Source organism: Streptomyces sp. NPDC052052 (assembly GCF_040680455.1).
Classification (GTDB): domain Bacteria; phylum Actinomycetota; class Actinomycetes; order Streptomycetales; family Streptomycetaceae; genus Streptomyces.
On record NZ_JBFAWU010000006.1, the window covers coordinates 129,711 to 154,815 of the forward strand.

The following is a 25,105-nucleotide window of genomic DNA, read 5'->3' on the forward strand; positions in this document are numbered from 1 at the left end:
GCAAGAAACGGTTGCGCATTCCGTAGGGACCGGCCCGTTGAGGGGCCGCGGGGACGAAATCTAGGCTCAGCGGGCGAACCGTGAAACGAGGAATCCATGGGAATCCAGAGAATCGAGTCGGTCACCTACGGGATCGACGATCTCGACACGTGCATACGCTTCTTCGAGGACTTCGGCCTGCTGATGGTCGAACGGACCGACGAGCACGCGGCGTTCGAAACTCTCACCGGCCAGACGCTCCACCTCGACACCCGCCCCGGTCCGCAGCTGCCCCCGCCGGTCGAACCCGGTCCCACGCTGCGGGAGGTGGTCTGGGGCGTCGGCACCCAGGAGGAGCTCCGGGCGCTGGTGGCCGAGGCCGGCCGGGACCGGGCCGTCCGTGAGAGTGCTGACGACGTCTTCCGTACGACCGACGAGACCGGTTTCGGCGTCGGGCTGACCGTGGCCCGGCCGCGGAAGGCGGACGTGACCCCGCGTCCCGCCAACGCCCTGGGCGCGGTGAACCGTTGGAACGCCGCCCTGGAGCCGATCACCCAGGTCCGCCCGTTGCGCATGTGTCACGTCGCACTGAACATCCCCAAGGAGGGCAGGGAGCGGGCCGTCGCTTTCTACACCGAACGCCTCGGTTTCCGGCCGACCGACGTGGTCGAGCCGATGGGCGTGTTCATGAAGGCGCCGGGCGACGACGACCAGCACACCATGCTCCTGTGCCACCGCCCCGACCGGGCCGGCGTCAACCACATCGCCTACGAGGTACCCGGCTTCGACGACGTGGTCGAGGGCGGCAACCACATGATCGAACGCGGCTGGCGCGAAGCACGCCGGCTCGGCCGGCACACCATCGGCTCCAACGTCTTCCGCTTCCTGCACGCCCCGTGCGGCGGCCGCGTCGAGTACGCCGCCGACATGGACCGGGTCGACGACCGCTACGAGACCCGCGTCCACGCAACGGCGCCGCCCCACCACATCTGGGCGCTGCGCACCAACCGCGACCCGCAGGACGGCGCCGCGGCCTCCTGAACCACCACCGGCCTGAGAGGGCACTCCACCCATGACCACCGACCACGGCTACCCCCCTGTCCGCATGTACATCGCGGGGGAGTGGCGCCAGGGCGGCACCCGACGTACCGCCCCGATCGTGAACCCCGCCACCGAGGAGACGATCGGCGAGGTCCCGCTCGCCACCACCACCGACCTCGACGACGCCCTGGAGGCCGCCGAGGCGGGCTTCCGGACCTGGCGGAACACCCCCATAGCCGAGCGCACCGCCGTGCTGCACGCCGCCGCCGACCTGATCACCGAGCGCGCCGCCCGGATCGGCCGCGTCATGACCCTGGAGCAGGGCAAGCCGCTCGCCGAGGCGACCGGGGAGGCCCGGCGCACCGCCGACACCCTGCGCTGGCACGCCGACGACGCCCGCCGCGCCTACGGTCGCCTCATTCCCTCGGCCCCCGGCACCGTGCTCACCGTGCGCCGCGAACCCATCGGACCCGTCGCCGCGTTCGTCCCGTGGAACTTCCCGGTGGGCGGACCCAACCGGAAGATCTCCTCCGCGTTGTCGGCCGGCTGCTCCCTGGTCATCAAGGCGTCCGAGGAGACGCCCGCCACCGCCGCCGCGCTCGTGCAGTGCTACGTGGACGCCGGTCTGCCCGCCGGAGTCCTCAACCTCGTCCTCGGTGAACCGGCCGAGGTGTCCGCCCACCTCATCGGCTCCCCGGTCACCCGCCTGATCGCCTTCACCGGCTCCGTGCCCGTCGGCAAGCTGCTCGCTGCCGAGGCCGGCAAGGTCATGAAGCCCTCCCTGATGGAGCTGGGAGGCCACGCCCCGGTCATCGTGTGCGCGGACGCCGACCCCGTCATGGCCGCCCGCCGTGCCGCACAGGCCAAGTTCGCCAACGCCGGGCAGGTCTGCACCTCACCGAGCCGGTTCCTGGTCCACGAGAGTCTGATCGACGCCTTCACCGCCGAGTTCGTCAAGGCCGCCGAGGCCGTCGTCGTCGGCGACGGACTGGAGCAGGGCACGACGATGGGCCCGCTCGCCAACGACCGTCGGCTGGCGGCGATGCGGCGCCTGACCGAGGATGCCGTCGCCAAGGGGGCCACGATCCTCACCGGCGGGGAACGTCCGGACCGGCCCGGCTACTTCTTCGCGCCGACGGTGCTGACCGACGTACCGTCCGACGCGGATGTGCTGAGCGAGGAGCCGTTCGGTCCGCTCGCCCCGATCGTCCCGTTCACCGGCCTCGACGACGCACTGCGGATCGCCAACGAACTGCCCTACGGCCTGGCCGCGTACGGATTCACCCGGTCCGCCGCCACCGCCGAGCGCCTCTCCGAGGAGCTGGAGGCGGGCATCCTGTCGCTCAACCACTGTGGCGGCTCCGTCCACGAGGCCCCCTCCGGCGGCGTCAAGGACAGCGGCTACGGCCGCGAGGGCGGGCCCGAGGCCCTGGACGCCTACCTGATCACCAAGCGCGTCTCCCACCTGCTGGCGCCATGAGGTACGCGCGCGTCCGGGTGGCCGGGCAGCCCGTGTGGGGCCGTGTGGGCCAGACGGACATCGAACTGCTCTCCGGCTCCCCGTTGGAGGGTGGCTGCGAGGTCACCGGCACGATTCCCGTCGCCGGCGCCCACTGGCTGCCCGCCGTCGTCCCGCCGGTTTTTTACGCCGTCGGCATGAACTACCCCCGGCACATCGCGCACGCCGCACGGCTGGGCAACGCCGCGGCCGTCATGCCGGACCGGCCGGAGGTCGGCTACCGGGCCAACAACGCGCTCACCGGCCACCACGCGCCGATCGTCAAGCCCGCCGGTGTGGCGGGCCGGTTCGAGGCCGAGCCGGAACTCGTGGCCGTCATCGGCCGCGCCCTGCGGCACGCCACCCACGACGAGGCCCGCGCCGCCGTGTTCGGCTGGACGATCGGCAACGACATCAGCGCCCGCACCTGGCAGCACCAGGACCGCACGTTCTGGCGCAGCAAGAACAGCGACACCTTCAAACCGATGGGGCCCTGGATCGAGACGGACGTCGACGCCCTCGCCCAGACGACCACACTCCGGGTGAACGGAGAGGTACGCGCCTCGTTCGCCACCGGGGACATGGTCTTCGACCCCTTCGACTACATCGTCGAGATCACGAAGCACAACACCATGCTCCCCGGTGACGTGCTGTGGATGGGTGCGGAGTCCACGTGCCAACTCGAGCCCGGGGACACCGTGGACGTCGAGATCAGCGGCATCGGCGTCCTGTCCAACCCCGTCCAGGCGGAATCCATGGAAAGGCAGCAGCGATGAGCAACGAACCCCGTTACATCCACCACGTCAACTTCCCGACCACCGACCCCGACCGTACCGCCGCCTGGTACGCCAAGGTGTTCGGGATGAAGCGGATCCAGCCCAAGTCCAACACCCGCGTGGTGCTGATGACCCGGGGCAACTTCGACCTGCACTTCACGCCGGTCGAGGAGATGGAGCGCATGGCGCCCTACCACTTCGCCATCGAGGTCGACGACTGGGACGACTTCCTCGCGCACCTCGAGGAACTGGGCATCCGGCACACCCGCCCGATCGAACGCCCCGAGAACCAGTCGAAGTTCTGTTACATCCACGATCCGGACCACACCATGATCGAGCTGGTCCACCACGCCCGACGCCCCAACTGACGGCGTCAGCTCAGGAGTTCACTCATGCCCATCGCCGACTCCGACGGCTCATCCATCTACTACGAGCGCCACGGCACCGGACCCGCGATCCTGTTCGTGCACGGCAGCGGCGGCCACCACGCCGCCTGGTGGCAGCAAGTGGCCGCACTGCGCGAGCAGTTCACTGTCGTCACCATGGACCTGCGCGGCTTCGGCAAGTCCGACTCATCCATGCGCGAGTTCGACGGCCAGGACTTCCCCGGCGACGTGGTCGCCGTTCTGGAGGCCGAGGACCTCAGCGACGTGATGCTGGTCGGCCAGTCCATCGGCTCCGTCGCCGCCCTGCGCGCCGGCCTGCTGCGCCCCGAGCGGGTCTCCTCCGTGGTCCTGGGCCACTCCCTCGGCGGCATCAGCCACCCCGAACTGCGCGAACTGGCCGCCGCCGACCGGGCCGAGGCGGTCAAGCTCCCCGTCATCGACCGTCTGCTGACCAAGCGCTTCCAGCAGGAGCGCGCCGACCTCACCTTCCTCTTCCAGCAGATGGGCACCTTCAACGTGGCCCGGATGCAGGACCTGCGCAACCTCGACACCGATGGCCCGTCCCTGGAGGAGATCCGGGAGTCGGGCATCAAGGTCGCCTTCCTTGCCGGCGAGAAGGACGCGGTGCTCAGCGTGAAGACCGTCACCCGCGCCCACGAACTGCTCGACGGCTCCCACCTGGAGATCGTGCCCGGCGCCCCGCACTCGATGTACTGGGAGACGCCCGAGCCGTACAACGCGGCGATCGCCCGCCTGCGCCGCACCCTGACCGCACCGAAGGAAACAGCATGAGCAACATCACCATCGTCGCCGCCGAGGAGATCATCGCCGCCGCCGTCAAGAACGGGCAGGCACTCGGCAAGGCCTTCAGCGTGGCCGTCGTGGACGCGGGCGGCTTTCCCGTGAGCATCCGCCGCTCCGACGGCGCGCGCCCTCTCACCCCCGACATCGCCCGCGCCAAGGCCTACACCGCGGCCGTGATGCAGCGCCCCGGCAACATGCTGAAGAAGTGGCAGGAGAGCCAGCCCGTCTTCTTCTCCCAGCTCTCCCAACTGCCCGGCGCGGCCATGCCGATCATGGCCACCGACGGCAGCCTCACGATCAAGAAGGACGGCGAGATCCTCGGCGGACTCGGCATCTCCGGCGGCACCGCCGAGGAGGACCAGAAGGTCGCCGAGGAGACCCTCGCCGCCCTGGGGTACGAACTGGAGTTCCCCGCCTGGGGCGTCGCGGGCAAGCCGGCCGGAAGGGACTGAGCGTCATGGCGGACACGTTCAACTACCGCATCGATCACCACGGAAGCCTCGTCCGGCCGGCCGAGCTGACCGCCGCCCGCGCGGCAGGTGACCCCGAGGCCCTCCGGGAGGCCGAGGTCAAGGCGGTCGAGGAGGCGGTCGTACTCCAGCGCCAGCTGCGCTCCACCGTCGTCACCGACGGGGACTTCCCCCGTGAGGACTGGCGCAGCGTCGTCCTCGACGGTCTCTCCGGCATCCGCCGGACGGGCGAGCGGGGCGCGGACGGCCTGGTGCGCTGGGTCGCGGATTCCCTGCCCAAGGCCGACGGCCCGCCGGCCGCCGACTGGGCGACCCGGCTCGCCGGTCTGACCGTCATCGCCCCCAAGGTCGCGCTGCCGTCACCGGCGTACCTGGCAGCCATCACCTACGAACCCGGCCGGGGTGTTTCCTGCGCCCGCGAACTCGGCGAGTCGTTCGCGGAGATCATCCGGGCGGAGATCGCTTTTCTGGTAACCCGGGGCGTCCGCCTGATCCAGCTGAACAACCCGCTCCTGCTGGACCAGGTCGCCGCCGACCCCGCTCAGGCCGGCGCGTTGTCCTTCGAGGACGCGCTCGCCGTGGAGGCCCTGGCGGTACGACTGGACGAGCGCCCCGAGGGGGTCCGGGTGGGCGTCTGCCCCGGCTGGACCGCCCCGGCCGTCGTCGACCGGGCCCGGGCCGAGCGGCTGTACGCCGCGGTCCCGGCCGACCGCTGGATCCTGCCCTACGACCAGGGCACCCAGGCCGAACTGGACCTGCTGAGGGCGCTCCCGGAGGACCGTGACGTGTGCCTCGGTGTGGTGGATGCCACCGTGGCCGAGCTGGAGGACATCGACACGGTGATGAGCCGTATCGATGCCGGCGCCGAGGTCAAGGACATCGAGGACATGGCCGTCGCACCGTCCCGCGGCTTCGCCGACGTGGCGGACCGGCCGCTGCTGGACGCCGAGAGCCAGCGGCGCAAGCTGGTCCTGGTGGAGACCATCGCCCGCTACTGCTGGGGCAACGAGTTCTGAGCAGAGCACGAGGCCGGGAGGGCGCACTGCGCGCTTCCCGGCCTCGTGCTCTTGGTCAGAGCACCTCGGCGAAGGTCACCGAACGGTCCGTCAGCAACGGCCACACCGTGTCCACGATCAGTTCCTGGAAGTGCCCGGCCGTCTTGTGCGCCTCGAACCCGGCCCGGTCCGTGTACTGCTCGTAGAGCACGAAACTCCCCGGCGTCTCCGCCTCGGCGTGCACCTCGTAGGCAAGGTTGGCGGGCTCGGCACGGGTGTGCTCGCGCACCGTCAGCAGCGCGGCGCGGACCGCGGCCGCGTCGGCCGGCTCACAGCGGTAGCGGGCGACGACTGCGTAGGCCATGGTGGTCTCTCCTCGGTGGTGTTGCGGCTTCCGGCGGCCCGGTACCGACCGTCCGGCCAGCCGATTCCAGCACGGATCACCCGCCCTCCGACCTGCGCGCGGCGCAACCAATGCCTGCTGCGACGGGGCTGGTGACACCGCCCGCGCATGGTGTGTTGTCACTCTCGGCCGCACGGCCCCATCCCAGCCGGACCGCGTCCCGCGGCCGAGAAGGAAGTGATGTTCATGCGCACCGTGGAAACCCTCGTGGGTGGGGAGTGGGTGACGTCGGGGGAGTGGATCGACGTCCACGACCCGGCGGACGTCCGCACCCCTGTCGCCCGGATTCCGGCCCTGACGCCCAAGGACGTCACGGGGGCCTACGACCACGCCGAGCGCGGTTTCGCCGTATGGAAGCGCACCAGTCCCTTCGAACGGGCCCGGGTCCTCACCGAGGCGGCCCGCCTGATCCGTGAACGGCTCGACGCCATCGCCGCCGACGTCACCGCCGAGAACGGCAAGACCACGGCCGAGGCCCGCGGCGAGGCCGGCAAGGCGGCCGACTTCCTGGACTACTACGCGGGCCTGGCCCGTCAGGGCTATGGCACCCTCCTGCACGACGCCCGTCCGGACACCCGCACCCACACCCAGCGCGAACCCATCGGTGTGATCCTCGTGATCAGCCCGTGGAACGACCCACTGATCACTCCCGCCCGCAAGCTCGCCCCGCTGCTCGCGGCGGGCAACGCGGCCGTGTTCAAGCCGGCCACCGAAACCCCGCTGTCGGGGCTGCACTTCGCCCGCGCCCTGCACGATGCGGGCCTCCCGGCCGGCGTGCTGAACGTCGTCACCGGCCGCACCGCCGAGCTCGAACAGGCGCTGCTGGACGACCCGCGCATCGTCGGCATCACCTTCACCGGCTCCAACGACGTCGGCAACCGCATCCGTCGCCGCCTGGCCGACCGCAACGTCCGCTTCCAGGGCGAACTCGGCGGCAAGAACGCCTCGGTCGTCCTGAAGGACGCCGACCTGTCCGCCGCCGCGAAGGCCGTCGTCGCCGCCTCCTTCGGACAGGCCGGACAGCGCTGCACCGCCACCAGCCGGGTGATCGTCGAACAACCGGTGTACGAGGAGTTCACCGCCCACCTGCTCGCCGAGGTCGAAGCGCTGCGCATCGGTCCCGGCAGTGACCCGGCCACCACCCTCTGCCCCCTGTCCAGCCCCCGGCACCAAGACTCGGTCCTCGACGCCGTCGTCCGCGCGGTCGAGCAGGGTGCCACCGTCCTCGCCGGCGGCGCCGCCGACACCGACGGGGAGCGGGCGCACGGCTGCTACGTACGCCCCACCGTGCTCGCCGACGTCACCCCCGACACCTCGGTCTGGCGCGAGGAGGTCTTCGGCCCGGTGCTCGCCCTCCGCGCGGTCGACGACTTCGCCCAGGCGGTCGACGCCGTCAACGACTCGGGCTTCGGCCTGGCCGCCGCCGTCTTCACCCGTGACCTGGAGAGTGCCTACCGCTTCGCCGACGAGGCCGAATGCGGACAGGTCGCCGTGAACACCACCACCACCGGCTGGGACGTCCACCTCCCCTTCGGCGGATTCCGCGACTCGGGCACCGCCTACAAGGAGCAGGGCGACGAGGTGCTGCGCTTCTCCACCCGGGTCAAGACCGTCGCCGTCCACTTCGGTGCCTGAGCACGCCCCGTACGTGATGAGCAAGGAGGACGCCCGTGGCTGACGAGACGGTCGGCATCGTCGGCGCCGGCATCGTGGGCCTGGCCACCGGCCGGGAGATCGCCCTGCGCCGCCCCGGCACCAGGGTCGTGGTGCTGGAGAAGGAACCGCAGGTCGCCGTCCACCAGACGGGGCACAACTCCGGAGTGGTGCACGCCGGTATCTACTACCCACCGGGAAGCCTGAAGGCCGAACTGTGCGTACGGGGGGTGTCCCTGCTGCGCGAGTACTGCCAGGAACGCCGGCTGCCCTACCGGGAGACCGGCAAGCTGGTCGTGGCGGTGCGTCAGGACGAGCTGGGCCGCATGGAGAACCTCTACGAACGGGCCAGGAACAACCACGTGCCCGAGCTGCGGAGGATCTCCGGGGAGGAGATCAAGGAGATCGAGCCGCACGCCGGCGGCATCGCCGCCCTGCACTCCCCGCGGACCGCGATCACCGACTACCCGGCCATCGCGCGGGAGTTCGCCAAGGATATCGAGGTCTCCGGCGGTGAGGTCAGACTCGGCTTCCCGGTCACCTCGATCACCCGCGTCCCGGACGGTGTCGAGGTGGGCTCCGGGCAGGAGAGGATACGCGTCGACCGGCTGATCCTCTGTGCCGGCCTGCACTCCGACTCGGTGGCCAGGCTTGCCGAGGACGGCAGCGAACCGCGCATCGTGCCCTTCCGGGGTGAGTACATGCTGCTCAAACCGGACCGGACCCACCTGGTGAACGGACTCCTCTACCCGGTCCCGGACCCCCGTTACCCCTTCCTCGGCGTGCACTTCACCCCGCGCGTCGACGGCTCCGTGGAGGTCGGCCCGAACGCCGTTCTGGCCCTCGCCAGGGAGGGGTACAGCCTCGGCAGAATCTCGCCGAGGGACCTCGCCGGGCTCGCCGCCTATCCGGGCATCTGGCGCATGGCCGCGCAGCACTGGCGGACCGGTGTCAGGGAGTACCGGGGCTCGCTGTCGAAGTCCGCCTTCATGAAGGACGCCGCACTGTACGTGCCCGAGGTCGGCGTCGCGGACGTCGTTCGCGGCGGCGCCGGCGTCCGCGCCCAGGCCCTGGACCGCGACGGCACACTCGTCGACGACTTCCGCATCCACACCGAGGGCCGCGTCACCGCCGTGCGCAACGCGCCCTCACCGGCCGCCACCGCCAGTGCGGCGATCGCCGAGCACATCGCCGACGAGGTGTTCGCCGGCCGCGACGGCCTCTGATCCACCCGGGCGAAAGCCCAGTGCAGAGGGCCCTTCCCACGCAACAAGTGCTTGCGCTCCAGACCCTTAGCAGGGGCTCACGCCCCGCCTAGCGTTCATAGCGCACCACCCGATCCCCACCCTTCCGACAGAAAGAAGAACGGACATGTTCGTCGTCGACACCCAGATCCACATCTGGAAGGAAGAGACCCCGGACCGTCCATGGGTCCCCGGAGCGCGCGAGCGCATCCGGCTCAACGGCCACCGCGAGGACCCCTTCTCCTACGAAGAGGCACTCGAGCTGATGGACGAGGCCGGCGTCAACCGCGCGCTGATCCTGCCGCCCTCCTGGGAGGGCAACCGCATCGACTACGCCCTCGAGGCCTGCGAGGCCCACCCGGACCGCTTCGGCATCATGGCCCGCGTCCCGCAGGACAACGAGGCCGAGGGCACCGCGATGCTCAGGGACTTCGCCCAGAACCCGCACATCAAGGGAACCCGCCTCACCTTCCACCGCCCGCAGGACCGCAACTGGATGATCGACGGCACCAACGACTGGTACTGGCCGATCGCCGAGGAGCTCTCCGTCCCCACCATGGTCCACGCGCCGATCTGGAAGCGGGAACTCGGCCAGATCGCCGCCAAGCACCCCGGGCTGAAGATCATCATCGACCACATGGGCATCATGGCCCGCTGCGTCGACGACGCCATCGGCTACTGGGCGCAGGAGACCGCGGACCTGCACGTCCACCCCAACATCTACGTCAAGGTCTCGGCGCTGCCCGGCTACTCCACGCAACCCTTCCCCAACAACAACATCCAGAAGTACGTGCGCGAGATGGTCGACAGGATGGGCCCGCAGCGCTGCTTCTACGGCACCGACATCACCCGCCTGCTCGGCCACGGCATCACCTACACCGACACCATCGAGCAGTTCACCAAGCACTGGGACTTCACCCCCGAGGAACTCGACTGGATCATGGGCCGGGGGATCTGCGAGGTCCTGGACTGGCCGATCGAAGGCTGAGGAAACACCCGAGATGACGGACACTCAGAACAAGCCGGGCGCCGACGGCGGTGACGCCGTCGTCTCCGCCTTCACCGCTGCCGGCGCCGACTACCTCTTCTGCTCATCGGGGTCCGAGTGGGCCCCGGTATGGGAGTCCCTGGCCCGCCGTCACCGCGACGGCGACGCCGCACCGGAGTACCTCGACCTCACCCACGAGACGGTGGCGGTCGGCATGGCCACCGGCTACGCGCTGCTCACCCGGCGCCCCCAGGGCGTGCTCCTGCACGCCGCCCCCGGACTCCTCCAGGGCTCCATGGCCGTGCACGGCGCCCTGCTCGCCGGCGCCCCGATGGTGGTCGCCTCCTCGGAGTCGACCACGTACGGCGACGGCCCCGGCCCGGACCCGGGCGGCCAGTGGTACCGCAACCTGTCCGTCGTGGGCGGCCCGCACCACGTGGCGCAGCCGTTCACCAAGTGGGCCAACGAGGCGGCGAGCATCCACACCCTGCCCACGATGATCACGCGGGCGGCGGAGCTGGCCTGGCGCGCCCCGGCGGGCCCCGCCTACCTGAACATTCCTCTGGAGATCCTGCTGGAGGAGTGGGACGGCCGCGAGGCCAAACCCGTCGTCCGGCCGGGCTCCACGCACAGCTCGCCCGAGGAGGTCGACCCGGTCGCCCGGATGATCCGCGAGGCGAGGAACCCCGTGATCGTCACCGAGACGGCCGGCCGCGAGGCGGGCGGTTTCGAGGCGCTGGTCGCCTTCGCCGAGGCGTGGAACATCCCGGTCGTCGAGCCCGACTCGGCGGTGTGCGGCAACTTCCCGCGCACCCATCCGCTGCACGCAGGCAGCGACATCGGGCCGTGGATGGACGAGGCCGACCTGATCCTGCTGGTCAACTGCCGGGCCCCGTTCTACCCGCCGAGCCGCAGGCCGTCGAAGGCGCAGATCGTCGTCATCGACCAGGTGCCACAGCGCCCGCACATCGTCTACCAGGCGCTGTTCGCGGACGTGTACCTGGAGGGCAACGTCGCCAACACCCTCCGCCAACTGGCCAAGAGAGCCAAGGTCGTTGAGACCGGCGCGGCGGCCGGGACGGCGATCGCCGCACGCCGGCCGGCGCAGGAGGAACGTCACGCCGCCGAGCAGTCGGCGATCGCACGGGCCGAGGCGAAGGCCGGGCAGTCCGAGGGCGTCGACCCGGTGCTGGTCGCCGCGACGCTGCGCAAGCTGCTGGCCGGCCAGGACGGCATCGTCGTGGACGAGACCATCACGCACAGCCGCGTCGTCAAACGTCACCTGCGGACCGCCGCCCCGGACTCGTACTTCTACGTGCAGGGCGGCCTCGGTCAGGGCATAGCGGTCGCGCTCGGCGTCAAACTGGCGGCGAAGGAACGCCCGGTGGTCCTCACCGTCGGCGACGGTGCCTTCACCTACAACCCGGTGATCCCGTCGTACGACGCCGCCAAGACGTACGACCTGCCGGTCCTGATCGTGGTGTTCAACAACCGCGTCTACAAGTCGATGAATCTCAACCACCGTCGCTTCTACCCCGACGGCGCGGCCGCCGAGACCGGCGAATGGCTCGGCACCGACCTGCACCGGCTGCCCCGGCTCGCGGCCTTCGCCGAACCGTTCGGCATGCACACCGAAACCGTCGACGCCGCCGACGCCCTCGCACCCGCCCTGGAGCGCGCGCTGAAGGCCGTGGCGGAGGGCACCACCGCCGTCGTCGACGTACTCGTCACCCGCTGACCCAGGAGGCTCCCGCACCATGACCGACACTGCCACCCCGAAGCCGGGAAAGGTCCGCGTCCCCGCCGGGGAACTGCGTGCCTTCGCAGCCGCCCTGCTCGAGAAGGGCGGGCTCGGACCCGAGCACGCCCGCACCACCGCCGACGTGTTCGTCTGGGCCGCGCTGCGCGGCGTCGACTCGCACGGCATCGCTCGCGTGCCCGCCTACCTGGAACTGCTGGCCAAGGGCGTGGCCAATGCCACGCCCGAGATCACGGTCGAGTCGACCGCGCCGGCCGTCGCCGTCCTCGACGCCGACCGCGCCCCCGGCCCGGTCGCCCTGATCGCCGCCGCCGACGAGGCGGTCCGCCGGGCCCGCGAGACCGGTGTCGCCTCCGTGGGCGTACGGCAGACCGTGCACACCGGAGCCATCGGCTACTACGTGTCGAAGATCGCCGAACAGGGCCTGGTCGGTCTCGGCTTCGTCGCCGGCATGCCCAACATGGGCTACACCGGAGTGAAGGGAGCGGCCGTCGCCACCAGCCCGTTGGCGATCGCCGTACCGGCCCGGGAGCACGCCCCCCTGCTGCTGGACATGGCCACCGCCACCATCGCCCTCGGAAAGATCCGCCAGGCGAAGGCGAACGGCACGCCGCTGCCGGAGGGAGCCGCGGCCACCGCGGACGGCACGCCCACCACCGACCCGGAGCAGGCGGTCATGCCGCTGCCGCTGGGCGGGGCCAAGGGCTCAGGCATGTCGCTGGCGTTCGAACTGCTGACCAGTGTGCTGGTCGGGGCGCCGATCCTGGCGGCGTTCCACTCGGACGACCCGGCCGGCCGCAAGCACCGGCAGAACGCACTGCTGATCGCCCTCGATCCGGCGGCCTTCGGCGACCCGGACGCCTTCACCGCGGCGGTCGACACCACTCTGGCCACCCTGAAGGGGCTGCCCGTCGCGGACGGCGCCGACGCGATCCACTACCCCGGCGAGCGCAGCGCCGCCGTGGCCGCGGAACGCGGCGAGCTGGGCGTACCGGTGGCGCCGAAGGTGTGGCGCGAACTGAACGAGAACGCCGCCAGGCTTGGGGTGACACCGCCAGAGACCGCATAGCCGTCTGCCGCGGTCGATCGCGCCGGAGGGCGTCCTCGGCCGACGGGCCTCACCGGGGTTCGGGCGTCAGTGTCTTGACGCGGCGGAGCGTGAGGACGGTCTCCGCCGCGTCCACGTCCCGCCGGCTGCCGATCTTCTCGCTGACGAAGGTGTAGAGATCCCCGATGGTGCGGCAGAGCACCGACAGCACCAGATTGGTCCGCCCGGTGACGGCGGCGGCGAAGCGGACCTCCGGCTGCGCCGCGAAGAACCGTCCCGTCCCGTCGAGGGCACGCGGGGCGGTGGTCAGCCAGACGAGCGCTTCGACGCCCTGCCCGAGGGGCTCACTGTCGTACTCGACGGCGAAGTGGAGCACGCCGGTGGAGCGGAGCCGTTCAAGGCGCTTCTTCACGGCCGTCTCGGACAGGCCGGCCGCCGCCTGCAGATCGGTCAGTGGACTGCGCCCGTCGCGGCGCAGCACCTCCAGCATGGCCTGGTCGGTGGCGTCGAGCGCGACGGGAGTCGTGACCGGCGCCGGAGCGGGTGCCCGCAGCGCAGCCTCCTCGGCCGGTTCGAGGGCGCTGATCTTGCGCAGCCAGCGCAGGGAGTTGCCGTAGTAGGCGTGCAGGATGCAGTGGGCGTCGACGGCGGTCACGTGAGGGGTGCGCTGCAGGCGATCGAGGAGGAGTTCGTCGCGTTCGCGGCTGCTGCGGGGCCGGAACGCGCAGACGACCTCGGTGCCACCGGCGGTCAGGTCGACGTAGTGGGTGTCGGGCCGCCCGGCGATGACGGCAGCCAGCTGCGCCGCCGTGTTCGGGGCACAGCTCAGCCGCACGATCCAGCTGGTGCGCCCCAGGCGGCTGTCGTCGACCATGCCGGTGACCCGCAGGTTCACGGTGGTGCGCAGCCGTCGGAACCGCCGCGCGACGGTCTGGTCGGACACCCCGAGCACCTGGGCGATACGGCTGAAGGACGCCCGTCCGTCCAGTTCGAGCGCCTGCAGCAGCTTCAGGTCGAGCGAGTCGAGGGTGTGGGCAGCAGCGGGCGTCACGATTCTCCTGGTCTTTCATGCCGGAGCCGGAGCCGGAGCCGGAGCCGGAGCCGGGCTCCCGCGTGGCCGGGCGCGGTCCGGCTCCGACATCGTAGGACCGGGCGGTCTGTCAGTGTCCTTCGGATGCGCTGCCGGCTCCGTCGGTGGCGGGCACGGCCTCCTGCGGGGGCGCCGCGGAGCCCGTGACCGTGACGGACCGGTCGGGACGCCGGCGCAGCAGTACGGCCGAGGCCAGGGCGGCGAGTACCAGCAGGGCCGCGGACACGGTCAGGCACAGGTGCAGACCGTCGAGGAACGCCTCGGAGACCGCCCCGAGCGCACGGCCGGCGTCCGCTCCGAGATCCATACCGGCCGCCGCGCCGAGCCCGTTCGCCTCGACCGCCTCGGTCACCGAACGGGCCACGCCGCCGCTCACCCCCGCATCGGCGAGGTGACCGGGCAGCGTGTCCACCGCCTTCATCGCCAGCAGGGTGCCGAGCACTGCCGGGCCCAGCGAGCCGCCAACCTGACGGAAGGCGTTGTTGCCCGCGGCGGCCATGCCGGCCTGCGGGCCGGGCACCGCGGAGACGGCGGCGCTGGTGATGCACGGAAAGGCGAGGCCCAGCCCCAGCCCGAGCAGAGCCAGCCGCCAGGCCAGCGACATGAACGACGTCGAGACACCGAGTGTCGTCAGCGACAGCAGAGCGGCCGCGCTGATCAGCATCCCGGCCGTGATGAGCACCCGTGGCGACCACCGACGCATCAGCGGGCCCATCACCACACCCATGATCATCGAGACGACGTTGACCAGCACCAGGCGCACACCGGCCTGCCAGGTGTCCAGCTGCTGCACCATGCCGAGGTAGAGGCTCAGGACGAAGAAGAAACCGATCAGCCCGAGGAAACTCACCATGGCGACAAGGGTGGAGGCCGCGAAGGTGGAGTTGCGGAACAGCGACAGATCCAGCATCGGCTCCTCGCTGCGCCGTTCCACGACGACGAACAGGGCGCCGCTCACCACAGCAACCACGAGAGCGATGACCGTCCCGGGGGCGGCGAAGGAATCGGCTCCGCCCTCGATGACTCCATACACCAGGGCCGTGATGGCCACCGCGGCGGTGATCTGACCCGGCCAGTCCAGCCGGCGCCCGCCGAAGCCCCGGAACTCAGGCAGGGACCTCCATGCCACCGCCATGGTGACGAGGGACACCGGCACGGGCAGCAGGAAGATCCACCGCCAGCTGGTGTGCTCGACGAGCGCACCGGCGAGCAGCGGGCCGACGACCATTGCCGCCATCATGCAGGTTGTCCACAAGCCGATGTACTTGCCGCGCTCGCGCGGATCCGGCGCCGCTCGGCTGATCAAAGCCAGCGTCACCGGGAGCAGGGCCGCGGCGCCCACACCGGACAGCGCCTGACCGGCCCACAGCATCTCGATCGACTGGGCGGTCAGGGACACCGCCGCGCCCACCGCGCAGAGCGCCAGGCCCGCCTGGTAGACCTTCTTGGCCCCGTGCACGACACCGAACACGCCCGCCGTGAGGATCAGCGCGGCCACCGGCAGCACGAAGGCGTCCTGCACCCAGGACAGTTGGGCCGTCGACGCATTCAGCGCCCGCTGGATCACCGGCAGACTCACCGCGACGGTCGTCACGGGCAGATACGCCACGAACACCCCCGCGCACGCGAGTGCGACGACGGCCGACCGGCGGCTGTCCGTGGCCGCCTTACTCGAAAGATTCAAGGAAATTCTCCCGTGCGGTGCACAGCACCACGTATATCGACTGAACGCTCCACTGTGGACGTCCCGACCCCGCGCAAGCCAGCCAGCACCCCGGACAGTGCGGGAATCCGACATCGAGGAGGCGGAATTCAGGGATTTCCCACACTGAAAAGCGGCCCTGATCCCACCGGATGCACAACACGCCAGCTCAGCGGCGTGCCCTGGGATGTCGGAATGCACGCTGGACCGGAATGGGTGCCGTCGGTATCGCCCCCGTCACCGCTCCGCCCATTGAGCCGGAACGGAAGAACGGGAGAGTACTCCCCCCGATTGGACAAGGCTTTGGTCGCGCAAGTTAACCCTGCGTTTCCGGCCACTTCCCGCGGGACCGCCCGTCGCCTACGTTCACCACGCATTCGCCCGGCGCATTCCCGCGCCGGGCCAGACGTACGACGCTAGGTGGTCGAAATGAGCCGAGGCACAGCTCTCATCGTCGGCGGTGGGATCGGTGGCCTGTCCACCGCCATCGCGCTGCGCAACGCGGGGTACGACGTCCATGTCGTGGAGATCCAGGCTGACCTCCACTCGTCGGTGTACGGCGTGGGCATCATCCAGCCGGTGAACGCGCTGCGCGCGCTGGAGGCGATCGGGTGCGCGGAGGCCTGCATGGCCGTCGGGTACTCCACCACGGCGTGGGGTCAGATGCTCGACGTGGACGGCAACCTCGTACGCGAGATGCCCGGTGCCCGGATCCCCGGGTCCGACCTGCCGCCCATGAACGGCCTCACCAGGCCGCAGTTGCACAGGATCCTCACCGACAAGGCCCTTGAGACCGGGGCCGTGCTCGAGTACAGCAAGACGTTCACCACCCTGAAGGACGGGCCGGCGGGCGTCGCCGTCGAGTTCACCGACGGCTCCTCGAGTGTCTACGACTACGTCGTGGGCGCGGACGGCGTCTACTCCAAGGTCCGCCCCCATGTGATGGCCGAGGGCCTGAAGCCGGTCTACCTGGGCCAGTCGGCGTTCCGGCTCAACATCCCCAGGGAGCCGGAGATCGACCGGATCATCCTCCAGCACGGTCCGGAGGGCCTGGCGGGCTTCGTGCCGATCGGCCCCGACCTGGCCTATCTTTTCTACAACACCACCTGGGAAGAGGGTCGTTGGCTCGACCAGGACAAGATGGCCGACGAACTCCGCGAGCGGCTGGCCCCGTTCGGCGGACTGACCGGACGCGTCCGTGACAAGTACATCAACGACCCGGCCCAGATCGTGTTCCGTCCCGAGGAGTGGCTGATCGCCCCCGCGCCGTGGCACAACGGCCGCATCGTGCTGATCGGCGACGCGGTCCACGCCGTCACCCCGCACCTCGGCCAGGGTGCCGCCCAGGCGATCGAGGACGGTGTCGTGCTTGCCGAGTGCCTGGCCACCCACCCCGACCACGAGGACGCGTTCACGTCCTACAGCGAGCGCCGCTACGAGCGGTGCCGGCTCATCGTGGAGTCGTCGGTGGCGATCGGCGAGTACGAGATGGACCCGGCGTCCCACCCGGACTTCGACCACGCGGGTCTGACGCAGCACGTGCTGGAAACCATGATCCAGCCCGTCTGACCCGGTGCCGCCGATCTCGGCGGCACTCCGGCCGGACCGGCCGCACCGGATCACCGTGCACACCCTGGGCGCCGGTCCGGCGCCCTTTCCCCCGGGGCGACTTCTGGCTCCATCAGGGTCCCGCTCTGTCTGTCCCTTGCGTATTCCCGTCCCCTTCGCTCCCGCCCCTCGAAGGCGCCCCGCGGCGCCACGGCCCCGACAGTCCAGCGAAAGGCAGTCCACGATGACCATGTCCGCACACACCCTGAGAAACCTCGCCATGGCGGCGGCCATCGGGACCACCGCGGTGCTCAGCGGCTGCGGCGGCAGCAGCAGCGCCACGAGCGGTGACGGCGACGCCCTCGCCCTCGGCTTCGTCAACGGCGACACCAGTGAGTTCGCCACGTGTCTGCAGAAGGCCGTCGAGCAGGAGGCGCGGGCTCAGGGCGTCAATCTGAAGACAGCCAACTCCCAGATGGACGCGGGCAAGGAACTGTCCAACATCGAGGACATGATCACCCGTCAGGTGGACGCACTGGTCGTGCAGACCGTCAACATCGACGCGCTCGAGGGCGACATCGCCAAGGCCGGCGCCGCCGACGTACCCCTCTACCTGACCTCACTCGCCACCAGCGACACCTCCGGCATCCTCGGCGCCGCGGCCGTCGACCTGAAGAAGCTCGGTGCCCTGGACGCCGGCTGGGTCGCCCAGGACGCGGGAGACAGGCGGGTGAAGGTCGGTGTCATCGCAGGTGCCCCGGGGGCCGCCTCCGACCTGATGGTCGCAGGCTTCACCGAGGCCCTGCCCGGCAACGCGAAGGTGGTCGCGAACCAGCCCGGCATGTTCAACCCGGTCAAGGCCCAGGACGTGGCCGTGAACATGATCCAGGCACACCCCGACCTGGACTACGTCTTCGTGGCCAACGAGGAGATGGCCTTCGCCGCCCGCAAGGTCTTCGACGCCGCCGGCGGCAAGGACATCAAGATCGTCACCGAGAACGGCACCGACGAGGGACTGGCCGCCATCAAGGACGGGCGCTTCTCCGCCACGGTCGCCAACTCGCCCCAGGTGATCGGTGAAACCGCCGTCAGGAGCGCGGTCGACCTGCTGGAGAAGGGCGAGAAGGGCAAGGTCACCAGCATCCCGCTCACACTGATCACCGAGAACAACGTGCAGGAGGCTCCGCAGTACTGCTCGAAGTGAGCCGGCAGCGGGCATGTGAACCCGCTACCGGAGCCGGGCTGCCACCGCCCACCCCAGGCGCCGCCGCGTGGCAGTCCATACCGACGGCAGAACGGTCCGGACCGGGCAGCGCCGGGAGCCCTGACCTCGGCCCCGGCGGTACGGACTCGCCGGGGTCGTCAGTGATTCGGGCTCTGCAGGACATCGGCCAAGGTTTCCAGAGCGCCGAGGACCGCCGACCGGCGGTCACCGAGGCCGGCCAGCAGGCGGCTCGCAATCTCCAGCTGGCGGGGGAAGAGATCGTCCACCACTTCCCTGCCGGCGTCGGTCAGGGAGACGAGGGCGGCGCGGCGGTCGGCGGGGTTGGGGGTCCGTTCGATGAGGCCACGGGCTTCCAGTTTGGCAAGGCCCTGACTGACACCGGCCCGCGAGAGCCCCAGGTCGTCGGCGATCCTGCGGGCGATCAAAGGCGACTGCGCGTACCGGAGCGGCACCAGCAGGTCCATCTCGTGCGGCGTGACCGGTGCGCCCTCGTACAGGGATACGACGGCCTGATCGAGGAGGTTGTTGATGGACTTGACGAACCCCGCGAGCTTCATCGCGGACATGTCGATGCCCGGCCCGTGCAGCTCCCACTGCTTACGGACCTCCCACGAGGACGGCAGCATTCAGGACCCCTCTTTGTTAAGCGACGAACTATCCCTTATCGTTTCTTGCATGCTACCTCCCGACAGTCCTCCACGCCACGAAACCAACCCGCTCGCCGACACCGCGGCCACCCCGGCGACCGCCGGACACCATCGCGTCGGCGCCCTGCTGGCGGTGCTCGGCGCACTCACCGCGTCGGCACCGCTGGCCACCGACATGTACGTGCCGGGCCTGCCCGCGATGGGGGAGGCCCTCGGCGCTAGCAGCTCCACGATCCAGCTGACCATGACCACCTTCCTGATCGGCCTCGTCGTCGGTCAGCTGTTCTTCGGACCGCTGAGCGACAGCCTGGGGCGGCGACGGCTACTGATCGCCGGCTCCGCCGGGTTCGCCGTGTTCTCCCTGTTCTGCGCCGTGTCGCCCAACGTCGAGACCTTGCTCGCCGCGCGATTCCTCCAGGGCGTCAGCGGCGCGATCGGCATGGCCCTGGCGCGGGCAGTGATCACCGACCGCTTCCACGGACGGGACATCCCCAAGTACTTCGCGGTGCTCTCCCAGATCCTCGGTGTCGCACCGATCGCCGCTCCCGTCATCGGCGGTGCGGTCCTGGCGGTCTCCACCTGGCGGATCGTCTTCGTCGTCCTCGCTGTGATAGGCGTCGGCCTCGCCGTGTCCGTCGTCGTGAAGGTTCCCGAGTCGCTGCCGCCCGAGCGGCGGCACAGTGGCGGTGTGGGCAGTTCCTTCCGCGCCATGAGCCGGCTGGTGGCCACCCGGCGTTTCATGGGGTACGTGCTCGTTCTCGGCTTCACCGGTGCCGCCCTTTTCGCGTACATCGGCGGCTCCAGCTTCGTCTTCCAGGACATCCACGGAGTCTCGTCGACCGTCTACTCGCTCATCTTCGCGGCGAACGCCGTGGGGGTGCTGATCGCCGGCGCCACCTTCGGGCGACTCGCCCACCGGGTCTCGCTCCACGCCCTGCTCGTCTCGGGCCTCGCCATCACGACGGTGGCCTCACTGGCCCAGGTACTCGTCGTCACTCTCGCCGGGGAGAGCCTGGCCGGCTCCTGGATCTGCCTCTTCGTGGGCAATACCGGCATCGGCCTGATCTTTCCCGCGAGCATGAGCCTGGGGCAGAACGCCGGACGCAGCGCACCGGGCGGCGCCTCGGCACTTCTCGGCGCGTTCCAGTTCACCTTCGGCGCCCTCGCCACCCCGCTGGTCGGCGCCTTCGGAGAGGAGAGCTCGCAGCCCATGGCCGTGATCATGCTCGTGGCGCTTTTGGGAGCCGTGCTCGCGGTGGCCGTCCTGGTCCGCCCCTGGCAGCGAGACTCCGAGGCCGACGTCCCGGCGACCCAGTAGTCGTAGACCGGACCGTCGAGGGCGGTGCGCGCGTGCGGGGCGCAGAACCAGGGGTGTTCGGCGAGCGTGGCGGCGCCGTCAGTCGCGGACGAAGGTCAGCAGGTCGGCGTTGAACTGGTCGGCGAACCTGGGCACCATCGACAGGCCGTGCGGTGCGCCCTGGTACACCTTCAAGGTCGAACCCGTGACCAGCTTCGAGGACTTGGAGGCCGCGGCCACGATGGGGACGATCTGATCGTCGTCACCGTGCACGATCAGGGTGGGGATGTCGAACCGCTTGAGGTCCTCGGTGAGGTCGGTCTCGGAAAACGCCTCGACGCAGTCGTACGCGCCCTTGATGCCCACGGACATGGACCACAGCCAGAACGCGTCGCGGGTGCCCTGTGTCACCGTCGATCCGGGGCGGTTGGCACCGAAGAAGGCCGCACTGAGGTCCTGGTAGAACTGCGAGCGGTCGTTCGCAACGCCGTTGCGGATCTCGTCGAAGACCTCGATCGGCAGTCCCTCGGGGTTCTCCGGCGTCTTCAGCATCAAGGGCGGGATCGCGCCGAGCAGGACGGCCTTGGCGACCCGTGCGGTGCCGTGCCTGCCGATGTAGCGGGTCACCTCACCGCCGCCGGTCGAGTGGCCCACGAGGACGATGTCGCGCAGATCCAGGGTCTCGATCAGGGACGCGAGGTCCTCGGCATAGGTGTCGAGGTCGTTGCCGTTCCAGGGCTGTCCGGAGCGTCCGCCCCCGCGCCGGTCGTGGGCGATCGCGCGGAAGCCGTTGTCCGCGACCAGTTTCGCCTGGGGGTCCCACGCGTCGGCCGTCAGCGGCCAGCCGTGACTGAACACGACCGGCTGCCCGGATCCCCAGTCCTTGTAGAAGATCTCAGTGCCGTCCTGCGCGGTGATGAAAGCCATGGCGTGATTCCTCGCGGTCGCGATCGCATCGGCATCGGACGTGGCGGCCTGCGGCCGGCTGGGACTCCCCGGGCCGCTGGGCGCGGACTGCGGACTGACTTCAGCGGCTGAGGCGGGTCGGGTCCCGGCGGGAGCCGGTTTCCCACCTTCCGCAGCCCAGACGACGCCACCCGGGGTGACAGCCGTGGTCGCCACGTGGAACAGACCCCGAACACTCGACGCAACGAGCGTCGCGCCCACCATGGCGCCCGTGCCGGGTTCGACCTCCAGCTTCGCGCAGCCGAAACCCTCCCGCATCATGAAGCGCGTTGTTGCCGGCCGGTCGCGGCCTCTGTGGCCTGACCCGATGGCACCGGCGATCAGCAGGCCTCCCGCCAACGGCGCTCCGAGCGTGCCGGCGAACTCCACCAGCCCCCTGCAGCGGTGAGCTGCCGACCGACACCGATTCGGGCCGGGCCGGATGCCTCGGGCGAGCGGGGCCGGGCGGCCGTGGGTACCGTGGACAGCGGGCCACCAACACACCCAGGACGTTCGCACGCGTGCGGGGAAGGTGGCGCTCATGTGCCGGTGGCTCGCTTACTCGGGACAGCCGGTGTTGCTCGGTGACCTTCTGTACAAGCCGGAGCACTCCCTCATCGACCAGAGCCTGCACTCACGCATGGGAGCCCAGACGACGAACGGAGACGGCTTCGGCATCGGGTGGTACGGGCCCGACGCCCGGACACCGGCGGTGATTCGCGACACGGGCCCGGCCTGGAACAACCGCAATCTCCAGGAGATTGCCGCCCATGTACGCTCGCCTCTGTTCTTCGCCCATGTGCGCGCCTCGACGGGAACGGCGGTGCAGCAGACCAACTGCCACCCCTTCCGGCACGGTCGGTGGATGTGGATGCACAACGGTGCCATCGCCGATTTCGCCCGGCTGCGCCGGGAGCTCTGCTTCCTCATCGACCCGTCGCTCTTCGCCGACCTCGAAGGTTCCACCGATTCCGAGGTGATGTTCTACCTGGCCATCACATTCGGGCTCGACCAGGACGCGCCCCGCGCGGTGGCCCGGATGGCGGGGACGGTCGAACGCGTCGGTCGTCGGGCCGGCGCCGAGTACCCACTCCAGATGACCGTGGCGGTGTCGGACGGGGAGCGGCTGTGGAGCTTCCGCTATTCGAGCCGGCGGTCCTCCCGCTCACTGTTCTACAGCAGCCAGGTGGACAGCGTGCGTGCGCTCCATCCGGACCTGCGGGCCCTGAGAGGTATGTCCAACGAGACGCGTCTGGTGGTGTCGGAGCCGTTGGGTGATCTGCCGGGGCTCTGGAACGAGGTGCCGGAGAGCAGCTACGGGGTGGTGCAGCCCGGCAGTGACGAGTTCCTGCCCTTCGAGCCGGTGGCTGCCTGAGGCCGGCGCGGCGCCGCCCGGATCTTCCGCGACCCCCGGGCGGGCCCGCCGAGGCCCAGGAGAGGCGGCGCAGGCGGTGTGGGCACATCCTTGAAACAGGCTTCTGGGAGCGGGGGTATGGCGTGGTGCGAACCGTGGGCGTCGAGGAAGAGCTTCTTCTGGTCGACGCGCGGAACAGCGAGCCCCGAGCCCTGTCGGCGGTGGTGCTGGCCAGGGCGAACGGGCGGAGGTGCGGTGGACCGGCCTTGGAGGCGGAACTGCACCGGCAGCAACTGGAGTTCGCCACGGCGCCGCAGTCCGCCATGGGCGACTTGGCGGAGGAGATCGTTCGTTCCCGCAGGGAGGTCGCCGAACACGCTGGGGAGTCGGGTGCGGCCGTGGCCGCACTGGCCACTTCGCCGCTGCCCGTCGCGCCGTCGATCGGCACGGGCGAGCGATACCGGTGGCTGGAACGGAACTTCGGCCTGACGGCACAGGAACAAATCACCTGTGGCTGCCATGTTCATGTGGCCGTGGACTCGGACGAAGAAGGCGTCGCCGTACTGGACCGGATACGGCCGTGGCTGTCGGTGCTGCTGGCCCTGAGCGCCAACTCCCCCTTCTGGCAAGGGAACGACAGCTCGTACAACAGCTACCGGAGCAGGGTCTGGAACCGCTGGCCCTCGGCCGGCCCGGTGGAGGTGTTCGGCAGTGCCGAGCGCTACCACGCGCAGGTACGGGAACTCCTTGCGACGGAGGTGCTCCGGGACGAAGGGATGGTGTACTTCGACGCGCGGTTGTCGCACCGTTACCCCACGGTCGAACTGCGGGTCGCGGATGTGTGCCTCGACCCCGCGGACACGGTACTGATCGCCTCCCTGGCGCGCGGACTCGTCGAGACGGCGGCCCGCCAGTGGCGGGCGGGTGAACCCCCGGCCCGGTTCGGCGCCGGAATCCTGCGGCTGGCGGCCTGGCAGGCGGGACGGTGGGGGCTGGAGGGGCCCCTGCTCCACCCGTGCACGATGCGTCCCCGGCCGGCTGCGGAAGTGGTGGGCGCGCTGCTGGAGCATGTCGGCGGGGCACTGGCGGACTGCGGAGACCTCGAACGGGCGGAAGAGGCGCTGCGATCGCTCTCGGCGCGTGGAACGGGCGCCCGAACGCAGCGTGAGCTGCTGCGTCTCACGGGCAGTCTGCGGGCCGTGGTGAGTGAGTGCGTCCGTCTGAGCCGCGGATAGGGAAGCCGGGAGCCGGGCGGAGGCCGCCGGACCCGTCCGTGTGCCGTGTGTCGCTGGGGCCGGGTGACGACAACAGGGACGGATGCGCGTAGGGGCGCCAGCGTCCTGGGTGCCGGACCGTGGCGGCCGCTCGGTATGCGCCGCCCGTCACCGCCCTGGTGACGCGAACGGCAGCCCTGTCACCGTACGGTCCGGCATCCGTTCTCGAGCCGGTCTCGGGTGCCGGAGACAGTGAAGCGTGCGCCCTCGCGATCATGGATGATGAAGGAGGGGGTGTCGCGGGGGCCACCGACCGGTGAGGGTGTCGGTTCGGATTCGCCTCCGGCCATGACGGCGGCGGCAGCTGCCTCCTTGCCGTCCTCGACGCGGAAGTCGATGACCCAGCGGGGCCGAACCGCAGGATCCGGATCGGTTCCGGGGACCTGACCGTGCAGGGTGGCGACGGTGCGTCCGGCGCACTGGACGAGGACGTGGTCGTGCGCGTAGTCGACCGTGCACCCTCCGGGAGGCTGGGCCCAGTCGAAGACCTCCGCGTAGAAGATGGCGGCCTCGAACGCGTCGCGGGTCTCCAGATCCAGCCTGCCGGGGGCATTGCCCCGGCCCACGGACCACGCCGACGTCGGGCCCTCCCAGAACCCGAACACGGCCCCGTCGCGGTCGGCGGCGATTCCGGCGCGGCCAAAACCCAGCGGGAGAGGGCCGACGGCGAGCGTGGCGCCCCGTTCACTGATCCGGCCCGCGGTCTCGTCCGCGTCCCGGACGGCGAAGTAGGGGGTCCAGACGGCGGTCGGATGACCGGTGTTCGCGCAGCACCCGATTCCGGCGACGGGTTCGCCGTCCGTCAGGGCGACGGAGAAGTTGCTGCCGAAAGAGCTGTCCCGGAACTCCCAGTGCATGACCTCGGAGTAGAAGGACTGCGCCTCCCGCAGATTCCCCGCCATCAGGTTGACCCAGCACGGTGCGCCGGGCGGGGGTGTGGTGTCTTCGACGTTCGACATGCGGTAGCGCCTCCGGGCGT

Annotated in this window: 23 protein-coding genes; 17 read left to right on the forward strand and 6 right to left on the reverse strand. The window is 70.4% G+C overall.

From position 1 onward, the window contains the following. The first annotated feature begins 96 nt into the window (after positions 1–96). From AB0L71_RS09365 to AB0L71_RS09395, 7 genes are read left to right on the forward strand one after another with little or no spacing between them, the layout of a single operon-like run. Complete coding sequence (locus AB0L71_RS09365) at positions 97–1,020, forward strand: VOC family protein (protein WP_365240044.1); 924 nt, start codon at positions 97–99, stop codon at positions 1,018–1,020. A 31-nt stretch (positions 1,021–1,051) separates the two neighbouring features. Beyond that, positions 1,052–2,500, forward strand: coding sequence for an NAD-dependent succinate-semialdehyde dehydrogenase (locus AB0L71_RS09370; RefSeq protein WP_365240046.1), 1,449 nt, complete (start codon positions 1,052–1,054; stop codon positions 2,498–2,500). Continuing rightward, positions 2,497–3,294, forward strand: a complete 798-nt coding sequence (locus AB0L71_RS09375; protein ID WP_365240048.1) for a fumarylacetoacetate hydrolase family protein — start codon at positions 2,497–2,499, stop codon at positions 3,292–3,294. Before AB0L71_RS09370 ends, AB0L71_RS09375 begins: the two co-directional genes overlap by 4 nt. Continuing rightward, positions 3,291–3,662: a VOC family protein gene (locus AB0L71_RS09380; protein WP_365240050.1), complete on the forward strand. Its 372-nt coding sequence runs from the start codon at positions 3,291–3,293 to the stop codon at positions 3,660–3,662. The genes AB0L71_RS09375 and AB0L71_RS09380 overlap by 4 nt, the downstream gene beginning before the upstream one ends. Positions 3,663–3,686: 24 nt before the next feature. Further along, positions 3,687–4,472, forward strand: a complete 786-nt coding sequence (locus tag AB0L71_RS09385) for an alpha/beta hydrolase (RefSeq protein WP_365240052.1) — start codon at positions 3,687–3,689, stop codon at positions 4,470–4,472. Beyond that, positions 4,469–4,936 (forward strand): heme-binding protein, encoded by a 468-nt coding sequence (locus tag AB0L71_RS09390; RefSeq protein ID WP_365240054.1) that lies wholly within the window; start codon positions 4,469–4,471, stop codon positions 4,934–4,936. The genes AB0L71_RS09385 and AB0L71_RS09390 overlap by 4 nt, the downstream gene beginning before the upstream one ends. 5 nt (positions 4,937–4,941) lie before the next feature. Continuing rightward, entirely contained in the window at positions 4,942–5,970 is a 1,029-nt protein-coding gene (locus AB0L71_RS09395) for a methionine synthase II (cobalamin-independent)-like protein (protein WP_365240056.1), read from the forward strand. Between the two features lie 55 nt (positions 5,971–6,025). On the opposite strand, the gene AB0L71_RS09400 is transcribed toward AB0L71_RS09395, so the two are convergent. Continuing rightward, a complete protein-coding gene (locus AB0L71_RS09400) occupies positions 6,026–6,313 on the reverse strand; it encodes a putative quinol monooxygenase (RefSeq protein WP_365240058.1) in 288 nt (95 codons plus the stop codon). Positions 6,314–6,538: 225 nt separating this feature from the next. On the opposite strand from AB0L71_RS09400, the gene AB0L71_RS09405 reads away from it, so the two are divergent. The 5 genes from AB0L71_RS09405 (at position 6,539) to AB0L71_RS09425 (ending at position 13,065) form a co-directional block, all read left to right on the forward strand. Beyond that, positions 6,539–7,987, forward strand: a complete 1,449-nt coding sequence (locus AB0L71_RS09405) for an aldehyde dehydrogenase family protein (RefSeq protein ID WP_365240060.1) — start codon at positions 6,539–6,541, stop codon at positions 7,985–7,987. Between the two features lie 35 nt (positions 7,988–8,022). Continuing rightward, positions 8,023–9,231 (forward strand): L-2-hydroxyglutarate oxidase, encoded by a 1,209-nt coding sequence (gene lhgO, locus AB0L71_RS09410; protein WP_365240062.1) that lies wholly within the window; start codon positions 8,023–8,025, stop codon positions 9,229–9,231. A gap of 145 nt (positions 9,232–9,376) precedes the next feature. Continuing rightward, positions 9,377–10,237, forward strand: a complete 861-nt coding sequence (locus AB0L71_RS09415) for an amidohydrolase family protein (RefSeq protein ID WP_365240064.1) — start codon at positions 9,377–9,379, stop codon at positions 10,235–10,237. A gap of 13 nt (positions 10,238–10,250) precedes the next feature. After that, positions 10,251–11,975, forward strand: coding sequence for a thiamine pyrophosphate-dependent enzyme (locus AB0L71_RS09420; RefSeq protein WP_365240066.1), 1,725 nt, complete (start codon positions 10,251–10,253; stop codon positions 11,973–11,975). A gap of 19 nt (positions 11,976–11,994) precedes the next feature. After that, on the forward strand, positions 11,995–13,065 hold the full coding sequence (locus AB0L71_RS09425) for an Ldh family oxidoreductase (RefSeq protein WP_365240068.1): 1,071 nt from the start codon (positions 11,995–11,997) through the stop codon (positions 13,063–13,065). A gap of 49 nt (positions 13,066–13,114) precedes the next feature. Here the strand turns inward: AB0L71_RS09425 and AB0L71_RS09430 are convergent, their stop codons facing one another. Both AB0L71_RS09430 and AB0L71_RS09435 read right to left on the reverse strand, forming a co-directional pair. Further along, positions 13,115–14,095, reverse strand: coding sequence for an Lrp/AsnC family transcriptional regulator (locus AB0L71_RS09430; RefSeq protein ID WP_365240071.1), 981 nt, complete (start codon positions 14,093–14,095; stop codon positions 13,115–13,117). A gap of 109 nt (positions 14,096–14,204) precedes the next feature. Then, positions 14,205–15,818 carry an MFS transporter gene (locus tag AB0L71_RS09435; RefSeq protein ID WP_365240073.1) on the reverse strand — a complete coding sequence of 538 codons (1,614 nt, stop codon included), beginning with the start codon at positions 15,816–15,818 and terminating at the stop codon, positions 14,205–14,207. A gap of 447 nt (positions 15,819–16,265) precedes the next feature. Between AB0L71_RS09435 and AB0L71_RS09440 the strand changes: the two genes are divergently transcribed. Then, positions 16,266–17,405, forward strand: a complete 1,140-nt coding sequence (locus AB0L71_RS09440; RefSeq protein WP_365240075.1) for an FAD-dependent monooxygenase — start codon at positions 16,266–16,268, stop codon at positions 17,403–17,405. 223 nt (positions 17,406–17,628) lie between these two features. Further along, the gene (locus AB0L71_RS09445) at positions 17,629–18,588 is read left to right on the forward strand and encodes a sugar ABC transporter substrate-binding protein (RefSeq protein ID WP_365240077.1); all 960 of its coding nucleotides are present in this window, start codon (positions 17,629–17,631) and stop codon (positions 18,586–18,588) included. 158 nt (positions 18,589–18,746) lie between these two features. On the opposite strand, the gene AB0L71_RS09450 is transcribed toward AB0L71_RS09445, so the two are convergent. Then, positions 18,747–19,235 carry a MarR family transcriptional regulator gene (locus AB0L71_RS09450; protein ID WP_365240079.1) on the reverse strand — a complete coding sequence of 163 codons (489 nt, stop codon included), beginning with the start codon at positions 19,233–19,235 and terminating at the stop codon, positions 18,747–18,749. Between the two features lie 49 nt (positions 19,236–19,284). On the opposite strand from AB0L71_RS09450, the gene AB0L71_RS09455 reads away from it, so the two are divergent. After that, complete coding sequence (locus tag AB0L71_RS09455; protein ID WP_365240080.1) at positions 19,285–20,574, forward strand: multidrug effflux MFS transporter; 1,290 nt, start codon at positions 19,285–19,287, stop codon at positions 20,572–20,574. A 78-nt stretch (positions 20,575–20,652) separates the two neighbouring features. On the opposite strand, the gene AB0L71_RS09460 is transcribed toward AB0L71_RS09455, so the two are convergent. Beyond that, on the reverse strand, positions 20,653–21,480 hold the full coding sequence (locus AB0L71_RS09460) for an alpha/beta hydrolase (RefSeq protein WP_365240082.1): 828 nt from the start codon (positions 21,478–21,480) through the stop codon (positions 20,653–20,655). 559 nt (positions 21,481–22,039) lie between these two features. Here AB0L71_RS09460 and AB0L71_RS09465 point away from each other — a divergent pair. Both AB0L71_RS09465 and AB0L71_RS09470 read left to right on the forward strand, forming a co-directional pair. Continuing rightward, the gene (locus AB0L71_RS09465) at positions 22,040–22,873 is read left to right on the forward strand and encodes a class II glutamine amidotransferase (protein WP_365240085.1); all 834 of its coding nucleotides are present in this window, start codon (positions 22,040–22,042) and stop codon (positions 22,871–22,873) included. Positions 22,874–22,995: 122 nt separating this feature from the next. Next, positions 22,996–24,087, forward strand: a complete 1,092-nt coding sequence (locus AB0L71_RS09470) for a glutamate--cysteine ligase (protein ID WP_365240087.1) — start codon at positions 22,996–22,998, stop codon at positions 24,085–24,087. Between the two features lie 179 nt (positions 24,088–24,266). On the opposite strand, the gene AB0L71_RS09475 is transcribed toward AB0L71_RS09470, so the two are convergent. After that, positions 24,267–25,085, reverse strand: coding sequence for a VOC family protein (locus AB0L71_RS09475; RefSeq protein ID WP_365240089.1), 819 nt, complete (start codon positions 25,083–25,085; stop codon positions 24,267–24,269). Positions 25,086–25,105: the final 20 nt, after the last annotated feature.

Excerpts from the sequence above, each read along its gene's own strand:
- AB0L71_RS09365 (WP_365240044.1), top strand. The coding sequence starts at position 97 with ATGGGAATCCAGAGAATCGAGTCGGTCACCTACGGGATCGACGATCTC.
- AB0L71_RS09370 (WP_365240046.1), top strand. The coding sequence starts at position 1,052 with ATGACCACCGACCACGGCTACCCCCCTGTCCGCATGTACATCGCGGGG.
- AB0L71_RS09375 (WP_365240048.1), top strand. The coding sequence starts at position 2,497 with ATGAGGTACGCGCGCGTCCGGGTGGCCGGGCAGCCCGTGTGGGGCCGT.
- AB0L71_RS09380 (WP_365240050.1), top strand. The coding sequence starts at position 3,291 with ATGAGCAACGAACCCCGTTACATCCACCACGTCAACTTCCCGACCACC.
- AB0L71_RS09385 (WP_365240052.1), top strand. The coding sequence starts at position 3,687 with ATGCCCATCGCCGACTCCGACGGCTCATCCATCTACTACGAGCGCCAC.
- AB0L71_RS09390 (WP_365240054.1), top strand. The coding sequence starts at position 4,469 with ATGAGCAACATCACCATCGTCGCCGCCGAGGAGATCATCGCCGCCGCC.
- AB0L71_RS09395 (WP_365240056.1), top strand. The coding sequence starts at position 4,942 with ATGGCGGACACGTTCAACTACCGCATCGATCACCACGGAAGCCTCGTC.
- AB0L71_RS09400 (WP_365240058.1), bottom strand. The coding sequence starts at position 6,313 with ATGGCCTACGCAGTCGTCGCCCGCTACCGCTGTGAGCCGGCCGACGCG.
- AB0L71_RS09405 (WP_365240060.1), top strand. The coding sequence starts at position 6,539 with ATGCGCACCGTGGAAACCCTCGTGGGTGGGGAGTGGGTGACGTCGGGG.
- AB0L71_RS09415 (WP_365240064.1), top strand. The coding sequence starts at position 9,377 with ATGTTCGTCGTCGACACCCAGATCCACATCTGGAAGGAAGAGACCCCG.
- AB0L71_RS09420 (WP_365240066.1), top strand. The coding sequence starts at position 10,251 with ATGACGGACACTCAGAACAAGCCGGGCGCCGACGGCGGTGACGCCGTC.
- AB0L71_RS09425 (WP_365240068.1), top strand. The coding sequence starts at position 11,995 with ATGACCGACACTGCCACCCCGAAGCCGGGAAAGGTCCGCGTCCCCGCC.
- AB0L71_RS09440 (WP_365240075.1), top strand. The coding sequence starts at position 16,266 with ATGAGCCGAGGCACAGCTCTCATCGTCGGCGGTGGGATCGGTGGCCTG.
- AB0L71_RS09445 (WP_365240077.1), top strand. The coding sequence starts at position 17,629 with ATGACCATGTCCGCACACACCCTGAGAAACCTCGCCATGGCGGCGGCC.
- AB0L71_RS09450 (WP_365240079.1), bottom strand. The coding sequence starts at position 19,235 with ATGCTGCCGTCCTCGTGGGAGGTCCGTAAGCAGTGGGAGCTGCACGGG.
- AB0L71_RS09455 (WP_365240080.1), top strand. The coding sequence starts at position 19,285 with ATGCTACCTCCCGACAGTCCTCCACGCCACGAAACCAACCCGCTCGCC.
- AB0L71_RS09460 (WP_365240082.1), bottom strand. The coding sequence starts at position 21,480 with ATGGCTTTCATCACCGCGCAGGACGGCACTGAGATCTTCTACAAGGAC.
- AB0L71_RS09465 (WP_365240085.1), top strand. The coding sequence starts at position 22,040 with ATGTGCCGGTGGCTCGCTTACTCGGGACAGCCGGTGTTGCTCGGTGAC.
- AB0L71_RS09475 (WP_365240089.1), bottom strand. The coding sequence starts at position 25,085 with ATGTCGAACGTCGAAGACACCACACCCCCGCCCGGCGCACCGTGCTGG.